This is a genomic window from Pseudomonas sp. A125, from assembly GCF_055409485.1.
In genome coordinates, this window is sequence record NZ_JBUZVP010000011.1 from 155,093 (window position 1) to 167,806 (window position 12,714).

Here is a 12,714-nt window from a genome sequence, read left to right on the forward strand (position 1 = left end):
AGTCCCTGCAAACCTGACGGATTAACGTCGAGATAGGTAGGGTGCGCAATCAAGGATTGGGCATAGAACGTGATCTTTTTAGCACCGCTCGCTCAGGGCCACAAGTCAAAAAACCACCCCAAAATTCAGTGTAGCGGTGGAATGGCATTCGTTGTCGCACCTGGGGCATGAAGATATTGATATGAAGTTTGACAGGGATACACGGCATTTTGGCGACCATTGCTTGGGTTGGGATAAGGCGCCAATGGGGTTACGCTAGCTCAGCTGCAGCACAATTTCTCAAGGAGCTATCATGGATACATTCAGTGCCGAACCAAAGCCGCCAAAGACAAAGCAATCGATCGCTTGGCTGGTTGCCATCGTAGCTTTCGCTTTGGCGGGATTGGTGCCCATGCCTGTTGGGGCTCAGAATCTTCTGACTCTACTGGGACTCGGAGTCTTTGGCTTTGGGGCTGTGATCGGCATTAAGCACGATAGGGCCCACGCGAAGTGGCTATCAACTCAACCAGCCTCAGTAGATCCAATGCGTGGATCTCCGAAGCTTCCTCACGTCCCCCAACTCATCGCTTTTTTGATTGGGATAGGCTCAATAGGAGCCCTCTGTTATCTGGGGCTCCCACTGAAGGATGGCGGTTTCACCAGCGCAGATTGGTGGCTTCTGCTGCTTAGCATCACTGCCTTGGGAGGGTTTGGTTATGCCTCGAAAATCCAGAAAAAACACAACAAAGCCTATATGGAATGGCGGAATACCAAACATCCCCTCTAAGTGCGGTATCCCTTCGCGAACACATTCAGCTAAGCCCCGCTGGTATACAGCGGGAGCCTTCTTCACGCCGCCACTGACTCAATCATTCCAATAGTTGCCTTGGCGTCTTCCAGCTGCTGGATGATGCGCTCCACGGTGTCGGCTGTGGTCCGATCAGGTCGAAGCTCGCCGAATCGTGGCAGAAACAGGCTGTAGAGGTTTGTTTTCTTGTTGGGCTTGGTGACGTCGTTGAATGTCACCTTGATGATCGAGTCAATGTAGCGCTCAGGATTGTTGAAAATCTCAAGTCGCAATTCGTCCGAAAAGCCTGAAATGTTGACCTCCAGCATTCCGCACTCACTCACGCACTCAAGTGCGCCGAACGTCTTCGCATTTTTACCCTTCCCTTTACTCAACCCCTTCACCCGCAGCTCAGCTGGTGCTTCCATTTTGATCTTGACGCTGAACGGCGAACCACTGGAACCGGTGTCGCGCCAAGGGCCGTCAGGGTGCTTGATGACCGCGCCTTCTTTGCCATTACGGATATACACACCAGAGGCGGCATAGGCCTCGTCCAGCGAGTAAACGACCTGTGTGTGAATCAGCCTCACCTTACCGCCGCCCAGATCCTCGACCACTTTACCGACTTGCGAGAAGCGCTCTGAGTATGGCGTCAGACAGCTACCTCGTCGGGTCAGGGACTCCAACGGCACAACGTCCCAGAGGTACGGCACAGGCACGCAACCAGCTTGGAACGGGGTGCCCTTGTTGACTGACGTAAGCATGCCATTGCCAATCTCACGCGGCAGGATTGCCCCATCTTTTTCCACGAGCATTTCGCCGTGGTACTGGCCGTCAGGCCAGCTGGCAAAGACCTCACCCAGATCACCGTACAGCTCAAGGGGCCACTCGAAACCAGAACGGCTGATGACGGTTGCGCCACCGTTTTTAACGGTGAGGGCAAAAAAGGTACCGTCCGCCTTTTCTTGTAGATAGATTCCTCGCGCCCATGGCCAGCTTTCCAGATCCACATCTGAAGGCAGGCTGCAACGCATGTACGGTACTTCGGGAATGGTAAGCGGCAGAATCTTATTGATTGAGCCCTCAGAGAAACCTGCCCTCGGATCTCGGTGGAGCACTCGCCACAGCAGCTCCGAGGATTCTGGAGTGAGGGTATTCAAAGCCGATTGCACTTCACGATTTGCGGCGTCCCCTGAGAGTTGGCGGGTAGCCAAGCGGTCAAGCATCAGCCAAGTGTCATCGGTGAATACCCCGGTACCGAACACCTCGGAGCGAGCTGGACGCTTGTAGAAGCTGATCAGTGGATTGAGCATGAGCTTCATCACGCGTTGGAATGTTGGGTCAACCATATAAGTTGTCAGAAGCGCCGACTTCTCGAGCTTGCCGCTTACAGCAGCAACGGTATCAAGGGCACGCAGGATTTCGCAGGAGTTCATTTAGGCAGTCTCTTTAGATGATGGGATAGATTTTACGGGTGGCTAGCTGTGCCACCAGCGGGAACAGGGCGTCAAAATTCACTAGGCAGCTCGTGCCAGCAGGCCTGTGTTGATCCCAGTTACTTCAACTTCAGTTCCTACCTGGTGGATTGAACGCAGATGGGCCTTCGCAAACTCCAATCCCGTATCACAGTCAATCGCTCGAACAAAAAGGACGGTGTCGTCGCAATCACCTGGGTAGCGAAGCTGATAGTGGTAAATATCACCCGTAGCATCAGCTATAAGAATGCACTTTTGGTTCAAGCTGAATAATTCAGCATTGGGAGCGAGCAAAGCCGCGATCGCTTCGGCTTCATCCTTGGGGTAATACCCGAGCGTCACTCGAGACTGCCTGCCTGCTGCGTCCTGAAGAGCCACTTCGGTTACACAGCCATACCACTCAACCTGCTCACCACTTGCATGCTCAGCAACCCAGTCCATTGCCGAACAGCTATAAGGCCCATTGGCAATATGGTCCAAGCAACCTTGGTAATCATGGTCTGCGATCAGTAAGAAGCTATCGGTATCGGCAACCAATCTGAAGCCGGGAGCTGTCCCTACATCCATGGCATGGGCATCCAGCAAGGCTTGATCTTGCTCGGGGTGGGCTGACAGGTAGGCGAAATGATTCGGGCCAGCAGGTGTAAGTAGCTGGCCGAGGGTGCGCAGAACTGGATATGGGCGGGACATGAAAAACTCCATATAGGTGGTGGAGCCATCTTATGGATGCCGCCGCGTGCCAGAAGCCCAGCTCAAGCAGAGCAAGGGGAGCTTTGAAAAAGGGCAGGGGGTTTTGAGTCGCGATGTGAAGGATCAAACCATACACTCGCCCCAGAATAAGCCACATGTTGCCTGTTGGTATGAGCCAGAACATCCTCATGAGCCGCCGTAGCATCGTCACTGCGGCGATTGCAGCGCCTCTAGCCATGGCTGCACTACCAGCCTTCGCAAACAATCCAGGTCAACGCGACTGGCGTGCCGTGCTCCTAGACCACGACCGATTCTTGGACCTAGAGCGGCCACAGTCAGGAGAAAAAGCCAGGTTTTACTACTACCGAAAAGGGCAGGGATGGGACCCCCGCGGCTATGCCATCGCTTGCACCATCCTGAGAGACGTTGTCTCGAAGAAAACGGTGCAGATCGATGCCAAGCTCCTTGATCTGTTATGGATCGCAACTGCTTACCTCAGGGTCAAGCAGCTGCCTGCGAAGATCATAGTGACCAGCGGATATCGAACGCCTGAGTTCAACTCGTCCCTAGAGGGCGCCGCCCTCAATTCGATGCATGTGAAAGCAAAAGCAGCTGATATCAGAATTCCGGGTGTGGGAACTGAAGCTCTGGCCAACCTGATCAAGGTGATTGGTGTTGGCGGAGTGGGGACCTACATCTCGAAAAACTTTGTTCACCTAGATGTTGGATCTGTCAGAACGTGGAGGCAGGCATACTATTCGCCCTACGAAGAAAGCTGGCTTGCGGGTTATTCAGCGTTGGATCTTGAAAGCGTGCTGGCCTCGTCAGATACACTTGAACAAGGCCGGATCGTTTACGCCTGATTTTCAGCCTTGCTTGATCTGGATCTCTACCCGGCGGTTTTGTGCGCGGCCTTGAGCAGTAGCATCGGTAGCCACCGGCATGGAAGGGCCGACGCCTCGCACTGCAATAACTTGAGCGGGTACACCAGCGGCATAGAGATACTGGGCTACTGCTTGAGCGCGGGCATAGCTCAGGACATTATTGAACTGACGGCTGCCCGTACCATCTGTGTGGCCAGTGATCTCCAACCGCAGATCTTTCTGGTCTTTCAACGCAGTGGCAATTGCACTAAGGCCTTGGAACGCTGCTGGCTGTAGGTCGGCGGATGCAGTGGCGAAGGCAATGTCTGCTGGGGCTTCAATGGTCATCATTTGACGGCCAGTGACTGGGTCGAGACTGGTCGTTGCATCCATACCCTTCTGGCGAAGCTCTTCTTTCAGCTTCGCCGATCGCTTATCCATCCAGTAGCCCGTACCGCCACCGAGCGCTGCGCCAGCTGCAATGCCCACCAAAGCACCACGTTCGCCCCCTACTGCTGCACCCAGGATGCCACCGGCCACCCCGCCTATGGTTGTACCAATCGCGGTGCGGTTGAATTCCCGTTCGCCTGTCTGAGGGTTCACTGAGCAGCCGGTAACGATGGCGAAGCACAGGGCAAGGGCGGCAGCTTTGATAACGTTTTGCATGGGTTAACTCCTTAGTAAGTGGACCCATGTTCATTGCAGATAGGGTGTGCCAGAACCCCTAGATAAAAACAAAAAGGCAGAGTGTGCCTAACTACCAGAACAGTCAGGATTGGCGCACGATTCTGAATGCTCAAGTTGAGACCCTATCCGCTCGAAGGATAGCCACCGAAGCGCCTGTACCCTTGAACTCTCCCTCATAGACCTTCGACCATTGGTGCTCCCAGCCTGGCAAGATGTCCTTACCCCGCAGGCTGGCTGGGAGAATCGCAACGATGCGCCGACGTGCGATCAATGAGGCTGACTCAAGGTGAGCAATGGCCCGCCCACTTGAATAGGGTGGGTTCATAGCGACGACATCAAAAGATGAAGCGTTCAAAGCCCAGGTAAGGAAGTCAGCTTGGACGACCAGGTTGAAATCAAATTTACGGAGGATTCCACAGTTAACCTCGGAGACCTCGACGCAAGTGGTCCGGCTTGCGGGCAGATATTGAGCGATTCCAGCCTGGCCAGCGCTAGGCTCGCATACCGTCTCGCCAGGCCGGATATCTGCAATTGCTACTACCTCCTTTGCCAAGGTTTCACCCGTACCATAGAACTGGTGTGTCTTTTGCTCCGGCAGACGCCCAAGGGAAACAACAAGGTCGACTACCTCATTCACCTCCGGGTAGGGAAAGGCATACTCCTGGTAGTCAACTTTCGCGCCGCCGATGGCCTGGATGATCATTTCTGCTTCAGGCATGAACTTCATTTCAAAACGTGAAACGTCAAGGGTCCAGACGCCAGTAGGCTTGATGCTTTGGCGCTTCAGTTTGGAAACGATTGCAAGAGCACCGAAGCTCAATGGGACTTCCATCAGGGGCCAGTCTTTGTGAACAGCCCGCTTTTTGGTCGGGCGACGAAACCTGTCAGGGATGGCGTTGGGGTAAATCGAGGCCAGGATTTGGTTGAGCTGCCAAACCATTTCAGGGTGAATTTCGACATGCACTGTCCCGCTAAGGTGAAAGCGAACCCGCAGAGCCCCGCCGTCAAGAAGGATCCACTTGCCAGGGTTATTGCACCCATAGCTCATCGCTCTTGGGTTCGAGCCAACTGTACGGTCCCGGCCCATCAACATGGCGATCACATAGCGAAGGTCGGCAATCAGGCGAGTCTTCTCAGACTCGGGATTGCCTGTGGCCTTGCAGCGGGCGTACTCGAGGATCATGCGCTTTCCGAATCCTGCAGGTGAATTCGAAACATGGTTAGGTGACAAAGCATGGAACACGCCATCGACTTGCTCGGCTAGGAATCGAGATCTGCTAGCCAGTAAGGATTGCAGTGTGTCTCGAACTGCCAGCTTCTCGAATGGCAAGCACGTTCGGTTTTCGATCTGTTGATCCCACTCCTTCTGACGTGCGGATGGCATGAAAACGCGGACATCCGTAAGGCTCAAAGCACGATTCCAGTATTCAGCATCTAGTGCTTTTACCGCGGCCACAGCATCGAATAGCTCGGGTGTTGCCCGCATGCGCAAAGCCAGTTCGCCATCAGCGCCGGCGAGGAAATACCCCAAGATTTCGTGGTACCCACTCCCGGCCATCAATTCGCTGACACGCTCAATGAGAGCCTTTTGGTACCGGTGTTGGGAAACCAAGCTCTCGATAAGATCGTATTCATTAAGGTCTTTAAGGCCTTCGGCAGAATCAACCAAGTGACCCTCTGGGGTGGCCGGGTTCGCTAGAGGCGTTGCCATGTGATAAATCCTGTATTTGATGGGCACAGGATGTAGGCAGTATTGGAGTGGCAGAACCCTTACGGCTCTCTAGATACACGCCATCTCGCAGTGGGCAATAAGGCAGTGGCCACTGCCAATCGCTTGCTCACCTTGATGTGGAACTGAGTGATTGGTTGTTGGCGAAACTCTAGATCGTTGATAGCCAACCTGTCCTGTACTGCACTGCAAACGCTGCAGCTATTCAGCACCACTGAAGCCTTGGACGGTTGGTGGTAACGTTTGCGGATGTCACCCACTTTGAAGGACCGAAGATCCTTGGGCAGCAGCTCGCCCAGTAGATGAGCAGGTATCTGCTCAAGGCCGTAGAGAGCAAATGTCGACTCACGGTAGGGAGAGATGATCTCGATAGCAGAGCAGAGATTGGTCCATGCGCGGCACGTGGTGCATTTGGTGAACCCGCCATCAACCCGGACAATTGCCGATTTCCCCTCACGTAGCGTTCCAAACCACAATGCGCCATTCAGCGCCGAGGTGATGAAATCTTGAAGAGGTAATATCTGGGCCCAGTCACTCAATCGGTTAAAACTCCGAGTGCCGGAAGGAGTACCCGACCCGGCAAGCAAGGCAGTGTATCCGCTCGCTTCTGACCAGGTCACATGGGCGGCTGGTAGATCAGCCACCGGAGTGAAAGCAGGGAAAGGTAAAAGCCACATACCTCTAATGCCGGCACCGCGTAACTCTCTCTGCTTGGCTAATACCGATTCGGTGCTCGATCCAGCACTAGGTACCTCAACTGCGATTGTCACCTTGCCTCTTCTAGCGCGTACTGACGCCCACCCTGGTCCCGATTTACTGAACAGGACCTGCCAGCCACACAGTGCAACCGCAGATGAAATGACCTGCACCAATGAGGCTTGCTGGGAGAGGCGGGAAGAAGGCATGGGCAGGACATTGCCAATTCGTGGGTTTGGTTCCGATGATGACCCAGCGACCGATAACCTGCTATCCAAAATGGGCTAGTGAAACCATCAGGTGGATGCTGAATTAGCAGTGACTTCAATTCAATCCTGCGCGGCGATCCTTGGCATGCTTCATCATCGAAATGACCATCGTGTTTAAAGCAAGCATCTTCATCCCTCTGGTCGAGACCACGTAGTAGAGGTTGAGCTCGTCATTGCGGCGATCAGGATCATCTTTCGCAGCCTGCTCATCCAAAGGATCGTAGGTAAAGTCATCACCGAGCTGAACGTAAGGCCATTCAAGACCTTTGGAGCCATGCCCTGTTGAAAGTGTGACTGTCGCTGCCATTTCCTGCTCAACAGTGATCTGTTCCAAGCGCTTGATCAGATCAGGAAGCGAATCACCATAGCTCTTGAGGATTTTGATGATCCGAACCATTTCTGGATCTTCGGTTTGGTCCGCAATCTCGGCGTATTCCTGAAAGCTCTTATAGTCACGTGTGAGCTGGAAATTCTTGATCTTTGAAGTCTGGTTCAACGAAAACCAGTACATGTCCAGGATGGTCTGGATTTGGTATTTTTTGATTCCTCCGACCCAATACACACGCTCCCCGTTGTCAGGCTCCTGCGGGGCGGGCAGGCACATTAGCGCCCGGTCGATAACACCAGCCACTGTCCGATAAAGGTAGGTGCGGTGCTCAAGCCCATCCGGTAACTTCGACTTGATCTGGGTCTGCTGCCCGAAACCCTGCAGTAGCGTTCTTTCGCCCTTGAGGGCCAGGATTGTATTGGCGACATGACTCGCTCCCCAGCCAAAGCGGAAGCTTTTTGAAAGTGTGTGAACCTCGGCATCCTCGAGCCACGGCTCATCTAGGGCATTCTCCGCACCGCGGAACCGGTAGAGTTGCTGGTGGCGATCGCCAACAAAAATGACTTTGCAGCCATTCAGATACTGCTGCCTCACGAATTGAGTTAGCAGCTTCGTGGTGTCCTGCGCCTCATCAAGCAAAATGGTCTTGTATCGACGGCTCATGTCAGGGTTAGTGAGTAGCCATGCCTTCAAATACCCGTCGTGCGGCATCTGAGCTTCAAGATCCTGAAGGTTGCACATCCGGCTCCAGTAAACATTGGCATGCCTGATAACGAGTTGGGCGTGCTGGACTTGACGGCTGTTGAGTGAGATCCCTCGGAATCTCACCAAGTGATGATGCGCAATTTCAGTGTCAGGGCTACTCATAAACGAATTGAGCATCCCAACAACATCCTTAGCCATCGACCAATCAGACGTATTCATCGCCTTGGCCACGTCAGTGAGCCGAATATTGTTGCAGCGCTTGTGGTTGTACTGGCTGCCCAGGGGGCCGTAAGCAAGGCCGTGGGACGTCATAGAAGTCACGTTGCGAGGAAAACGGCGCCGAGCTTCAGCGGCCACCTCGGTGTTGTAAGCGATGTAGAGGATCTTCTCGTCTGGGTGGTTCTCAGCGTAACCAATCAAAGTCGTCGTTTTGCCGGTGCCAGCGAACGCATTGACTTTAACCAACCGAGCTAGTGTGGTGATGATTGGGTACTGCTCTTCAGTCCACTGGCGCATGGCCTGTCGTCCTTCTGAAAATTGTGTCAGCCATGCCGAAGTGGACCAGCCTATCCGACGACTGCTCTCTATGCCCGCCATAATGGAGGCACAAAAAGTGTGCCACCACCTACCGAGCTAGATCTGTTGGCCATGCACAGTCGAAAGGGGCCACATCGAAAGCGAGTCCGTTCGGTGATAGGAAGTCAGCTTGTGCTTCGCCGTAGTTCACCGCGGCGGTGAGTGGAGCGCAGGTCTTCTCATAGACGCTCACCGAAGTCCCATCCACAGAGTGAGCACCAGCGGCCGCTGAGCAAAGCAGAATGCGCTTAGCGCTATTCACCCTGCCAATATGGAGGTGGCATCGCCGACGACGCGCCAAGAGGCCCCAGCTATGTGCAGTTTTCAGCTTCCACCCTGTCGACCCCCCAACAAAGATACCAACTCCAGGATTTAGAAGGTCACGTACGTCATCGGGAACCATCCCGTCTTGAACTGCCAACAGCGCCACGCCTGGAATCCCTTGGATTCGGTTGAGCCACTTGAGTGAGAACTCAAGGGACTTCAGGCCGCCAGCGACGATATCTGGCACGACTACCATTTTGGCATTCTCACCGAGTAGATCAAAAGCCTTCCCAAAAGCTCGCTCGTCGAATACCTCCCCCTGTGTGAAGGCAGTCCAAGCACCGTTGTCCAGCATGTACGGAAAGCCTTCAGTGCGCAGGACACCTTTTGCAGACACCAAAAGCCCCCATCCATTTGCTCGCATAGCGTCAAGATTGCGCTTTGTGCCAGTTCGGCTGGCATATGGGATCATTGGGGTTCTGGAGCTACCAATCAGCTCTTCGATCGCGCCATCAGTGTCAGCAGAACCATCAGTGCAGTACATCTCACCATAGGCCTGCAGGGCTTGTGACCGTCCGATGCGGGTACCGTCCCGGTAGGGTTGCAACCAACGCGGGGCGGTATAAGCGGGCGCTTTAGCAATGGGTAGTTGGTGAGTATGCATTCGATGGTCTCCGAAGTTGTGGAGACCATACTCGGCCGGGGAATCGCGTGGCAGAAGCCTCTACCTCAGGTTTTTCAAGGCCGGTAGAAGACTCCCAGGGATTTTGCAGAAGGCAGCCAGATCGTCAATTGAAAGTTGTTTAGTGAAACGCTTCATGCGCCAACCCTCGCTCGGGTATGAAGCCGAGGTGTAGCTCGGCTTCAGCCAGTTCAGAGCCTGTGCAAGGGATTGAAAACGATGAATGCCTTGGTATCCAAGGTCGGGACCAATATTCACGCAAGTGATTCGGCTCCGAAGTCTGACAGGAACAGACTCAATAAGAGTGATTAGTGGGCTGGCCGGTGTGTACACCTGGGGCAGTCTCCCATTGATGGCAAACTCCATCATGGCTTTCGGGCTGCGCAGCATCAGCTGATTTCGTCGTTGGTCGATCATAAGTTCTCCTAAGAAAACACAATGATCAGCGGCCCCGGGTTGTGCCAGAAGCCTAGGCAGCTTGTGAGGATGCATCCTTTGCAATGGCTACGTCAGCCATATGAGCCTCCCAGTCGCCGCGAGAAAGCTTCAGGCGACGTGCTGGAGCGTCATTACGACTGAAGGGATAACGTGCGTCAGGGCGCATGCGATAACGACTCAGGTTGATACAGTCGCTGTTCCAATCCACCGAGGTAACCCACCAAACCTGCAGGTCATCGGAGCGGGGCAACATCTCGTCATCATCTTTACCATCGAGCAGCACAGCTACGCCGGTGGCCACACGGATGTTGCTCTGGATTTCACCATGCTGGCCCGCCAGCACAGCCTTGAACGGTTTTAAGCCTTGAACCTTCTCCCACATGCGAGCGAAGGTGCCACCAGAGATGCAGGACTGGGCATAGAAATGTTCGTCGAAGGGGCGAAAGACTCCCACGCAGGTACACATACTGAGCGCATTGAGACGGTTGGCGTCATCAGGGTTAAAACCCATTTTGAGACGGATCGCGGACATCAGGAATTCGTTAAGCGCAGCGCTTTTTTGTCGATCGCCAATGGACTTTGCAATGCCGGCGGCGGCGGCAAGCATGAAAGCCAGGCCGGTAGACTGGGCTTCGTTAGTTGTCTTCATCGGGCTAGCCTCAAGCAATAGCAGGTTGAGCATCGGGATTCAATGCGCCGTGGACTTTGAACGTCCCGAGGTTTGAGTAGACATTGGCAGACACCCCGTGTGGGAAAAGTCCACCTTCACGCACAATGCGAACGCGCCAGTTGCCGAGGTTGGTATCGAGAGCCTGGAACACAGTCCCGCTGATCACCGGTGCGAGTTCGGAGATTTCGTTTGGTGTGAAGGTCACGCGGTCGAGCGGGCTGACCGGGCAATTGGGCAATTGGGCAGAGTGGTGGCAGGGGCTGAGGTATTTTGAACATTGATCACGGGGGAAAGTCCGGTTGGCTGTATTGATGCCATGTTCCCCCAAGGCCGAGCGTGCCACGAGCAGGCAGAGAGGATTATTTCGAACAGCCCAGGATCACCGAATCCTCGTCAGCTCGCACCCGCCAGGTAGTGTTCAGGACCTAGCACAGCAGGCGTAATCCGCTGGATCTGCCAGCCACGATGAAATAGCTGCCCGTCTTTGACCAACCATGTATCACCAAGCAGGCTCAGCATGTCCGCAGCTACCCGGGCTTCGATCTCTTCAGCCGTGAATTCGACCGATTCACCTTTGGCTTGCCGTTCATTGGACAAGAATCTGAGATGTGCAACTTGCTGATCGGCAACGATCGATGTGAAGCGACAGCCTGCCTTTCCAGCCTGGCCTGAGGCGATGAAAGCGGCCTTCAAATCCTCGTTGCTCATCTGACCGGCTCGAGATAACCAGCTAGCATCTCGCTCCGCACGCCAACGGCACTCAGCTTCGACCAGATCTGGAGTTGTGAGCTTGGTGATGTCTTCTCGGTGCCAGCATACAAGATGCGCCGTAGTGGTCTCAGCACCCTCATCGGCCTGCCAAATGCGCCAAACAAAACCAAGCGCGTCCCAGCCCGGGAATGTCACGGAGAAATCAGTGTCATTACCACCAGGAAGCCGGTCCCAAACATCCTGACAGATCGCAACGCCATGGCGTGTATCCCACTCAGGTGTCCAATCAGTTGGTCCGAAAGGCAGGGGGACTGGCGTGTCAGACTCGACAACGCTGTACCAGGGATAGCTATGGTTTAGCGGGGGGCGAATAGCCAATGGCTGCAAACCTTTTAATAGCCGTTGGTACAGAGAGGACTTGGCAAGGATGTGATTTTCCAAGCACCCCTGTGCTGACACTAATTCGCGGTACCGAGCCAGTACGCGCTCTTCATTCGGGATTTCCATCTCGGATGTTCCTCAACGGCAGTGGCGGCAGATGCCGCTCGGAGCTTGATCAGCAGTGACAAATTGGCCACAGCCTCCACACTTGGGCGTCATTCGGCGCTGGGGAAGGGGGCGCTGTAGCGTGATGCCAGTTCCAGCAAGAGCTTCATCAACCGACATGGTCACCGCCGAGGCAACAGGGCGTGCAGTTGCATCGACGTAAGCCTTAGGCCAGATCTGCCGAGTGAATGCGGAGGCTTCGCTACCAAAATGGGAAAAAGCTTCATCCAAGGTAAAGACGGAGGCTTTCGTCAGATCAGTGGTCAGAGCATCACCGCTAAGCCAGAAGATGTCGTTCCCGTCAAAGTGGAACCTGGCCGCGACATAGCAAAGTTCAGTTCCGCCCCTTGGGACCCAATGGATAGTGACGTACTGGAAGTCCACTGCCATCTCGTGTCGTGGTCTGACAAAGCCCAGCGGCCAAGGGATATCGCTCCAACGTGATGCGTGCTGACTCATCGCATCGTCACGTGTGAAAACCTCAGCTTGATTGAGGTCAGTGGTATATGAGCCACCCTCGCGCCACCAGCTTATCCGGCTACCGATCAGCCCGCGGGAGTCTTGCAAGATGAACTGTTCCATTTCCTTCAACCCATTCAACCCAATCATTGATTGGTGT

Annotated in this window: 13 protein-coding genes; 2 read left to right on the forward strand and 11 right to left on the reverse strand. The window is 54.3% G+C overall.

From position 1 onward, the window contains the following. The first annotated feature begins 292 nt into the window (after positions 1 to 292). On the forward strand, positions 293 to 766 hold the full coding sequence (locus ACZRN6_RS16975; protein ID WP_078465917.1) for a hypothetical protein: 474 nt from the start codon (positions 293 to 295) through the stop codon (positions 764 to 766). A gap of 62 nt (positions 767 to 828) precedes the next feature. Here the strand turns inward: ACZRN6_RS16975 and ACZRN6_RS16980 are convergent, their stop codons facing one another. Together ACZRN6_RS16980 and ACZRN6_RS16985 are read right to left on the reverse strand one after the other, a co-directional pair. Then, positions 829 to 2,202, reverse strand: coding sequence for a hypothetical protein (locus tag ACZRN6_RS16980; RefSeq protein ID WP_169904119.1), 1,374 nt, complete (start codon positions 2,200 to 2,202; stop codon positions 829 to 831). Between the two features lie 81 nt (positions 2,203 to 2,283). Beyond that, positions 2,284 to 2,931 (reverse strand): hypothetical protein, encoded by a 648-nt coding sequence (locus tag ACZRN6_RS16985; protein WP_169904118.1) that lies wholly within the window; start codon positions 2,929 to 2,931, stop codon positions 2,284 to 2,286. A 170-nt stretch (positions 2,932 to 3,101) separates the two neighbouring features. Here ACZRN6_RS16985 and ACZRN6_RS16990 point away from each other — a divergent pair, with 170 nt between their 5' ends. Continuing rightward, the gene (locus tag ACZRN6_RS16990; protein ID WP_464008388.1) at positions 3,102 to 3,794 is read left to right on the forward strand and encodes a YcbK family protein; all 693 of its coding nucleotides are present in this window, start codon (positions 3,102 to 3,104) and stop codon (positions 3,792 to 3,794) included. A gap of 3 nt (positions 3,795 to 3,797) precedes the next feature. Here the strand turns inward: ACZRN6_RS16990 and ACZRN6_RS16995 are convergent, their stop codons facing one another. From ACZRN6_RS16995 to ACZRN6_RS17035, 9 genes are all read right to left on the reverse strand, one after another. After that, on the reverse strand, positions 3,798 to 4,460 hold the full coding sequence (locus ACZRN6_RS16995) for a YiaD family glycine zipper/OmpA-like lipoprotein (RefSeq protein WP_078465920.1): 663 nt from the start codon (positions 4,458 to 4,460) through the stop codon (positions 3,798 to 3,800). 130 nt (positions 4,461 to 4,590) lie between these two features. Further along, positions 4,591 to 6,192 carry a DUF4942 domain-containing protein gene (locus ACZRN6_RS17000; RefSeq protein ID WP_169904117.1) on the reverse strand — a complete coding sequence of 534 codons (1,602 nt, stop codon included), beginning with the start codon at positions 6,190 to 6,192 and terminating at the stop codon, positions 4,591 to 4,593. Between the two features lie 59 nt (positions 6,193 to 6,251). Continuing rightward, complete coding sequence (locus tag ACZRN6_RS17005; RefSeq protein ID WP_228759026.1) at positions 6,252 to 6,749, reverse strand: hypothetical protein; 498 nt, start codon at positions 6,747 to 6,749, stop codon at positions 6,252 to 6,254. A 481-nt stretch (positions 6,750 to 7,230) separates the two neighbouring features. Next, a complete protein-coding gene (locus tag ACZRN6_RS17010) occupies positions 7,231 to 8,724 on the reverse strand; it encodes a UvrD-helicase domain-containing protein (protein WP_169904115.1) in 1,494 nt (497 codons plus the stop codon). Between the two features lie 109 nt (positions 8,725 to 8,833). Then, complete coding sequence (locus ACZRN6_RS17015) at positions 8,834 to 9,712, reverse strand: hypothetical protein (RefSeq protein WP_169904114.1); 879 nt, start codon at positions 9,710 to 9,712, stop codon at positions 8,834 to 8,836. Between the two features lie 60 nt (positions 9,713 to 9,772). Beyond that, entirely contained in the window at positions 9,773 to 10,147 is a 375-nt protein-coding gene (locus ACZRN6_RS17020; RefSeq protein WP_169904113.1) for a hypothetical protein, read from the reverse strand. A gap of 52 nt (positions 10,148 to 10,199) precedes the next feature. After that, positions 10,200 to 10,850: a hypothetical protein gene (locus tag ACZRN6_RS17025; RefSeq protein WP_169904112.1), complete on the reverse strand. Its 651-nt coding sequence runs from the start codon at positions 10,848 to 10,850 to the stop codon at positions 10,200 to 10,202. A 381-nt stretch (positions 10,851 to 11,231) separates the two neighbouring features. Continuing rightward, positions 11,232 to 12,056, reverse strand: coding sequence for a hypothetical protein (locus tag ACZRN6_RS17030; RefSeq protein ID WP_169904111.1), 825 nt, complete (start codon positions 12,054 to 12,056; stop codon positions 11,232 to 11,234). A 12-nt stretch (positions 12,057 to 12,068) separates the two neighbouring features. Further along, positions 12,069 to 12,677, reverse strand: a complete 609-nt coding sequence (locus ACZRN6_RS17035) for a hypothetical protein (RefSeq protein WP_169904110.1) — start codon at positions 12,675 to 12,677, stop codon at positions 12,069 to 12,071. Between the last annotated feature and the right edge of the window lie 37 nt (positions 12,678 to 12,714).

Coding starts and splice junctions, on each gene's coding strand:
- ACZRN6_RS16975 (WP_078465917.1), top strand. CDS start 293: ATGGATACATTCAGTGCCGAACCAAAGCCGCCAAAGACAAAGCAATCG.
- ACZRN6_RS16980 (WP_169904119.1), bottom strand. CDS start 2,202: ATGAACTCCTGCGAAATCCTGCGTGCCCTTGATACCGTTGCTGCTGTA.
- ACZRN6_RS16985 (WP_169904118.1), bottom strand. CDS start 2,931: ATGTCCCGCCCATATCCAGTTCTGCGCACCCTCGGCCAGCTACTTACA.
- ACZRN6_RS16990 (WP_464008388.1), top strand. CDS start 3,102: ATGAGCCAGAACATCCTCATGAGCCGCCGTAGCATCGTCACTGCGGCG.
- ACZRN6_RS16995 (WP_078465920.1), bottom strand. CDS start 4,460: ATGCAAAACGTTATCAAAGCTGCCGCCCTTGCCCTGTGCTTCGCCATC.
- ACZRN6_RS17000 (WP_169904117.1), bottom strand. CDS start 6,192: ATGGCAACGCCTCTAGCGAACCCGGCCACCCCAGAGGGTCACTTGGTT.
- ACZRN6_RS17010 (WP_169904115.1), bottom strand. CDS start 8,724: ATGCGCCAGTGGACTGAAGAGCAGTACCCAATCATCACCACACTAGCT.
- ACZRN6_RS17015 (WP_169904114.1), bottom strand. CDS start 9,712: ATGCATACTCACCAACTACCCATTGCTAAAGCGCCCGCTTATACCGCC.
- ACZRN6_RS17020 (WP_169904113.1), bottom strand. CDS start 10,147: ATGATCGACCAACGACGAAATCAGCTGATGCTGCGCAGCCCGAAAGCC.
- ACZRN6_RS17025 (WP_169904112.1), bottom strand. CDS start 10,850: ATGCTCAACCTGCTATTGCTTGAGGCTAGCCCGATGAAGACAACTAAC.
- ACZRN6_RS17030 (WP_169904111.1), bottom strand. CDS start 12,056: ATGGAAATCCCGAATGAAGAGCGCGTACTGGCTCGGTACCGCGAATTA.
- ACZRN6_RS17035 (WP_169904110.1), bottom strand. CDS start 12,677: ATGGAACAGTTCATCTTGCAAGACTCCCGCGGGCTGATCGGTAGCCGG.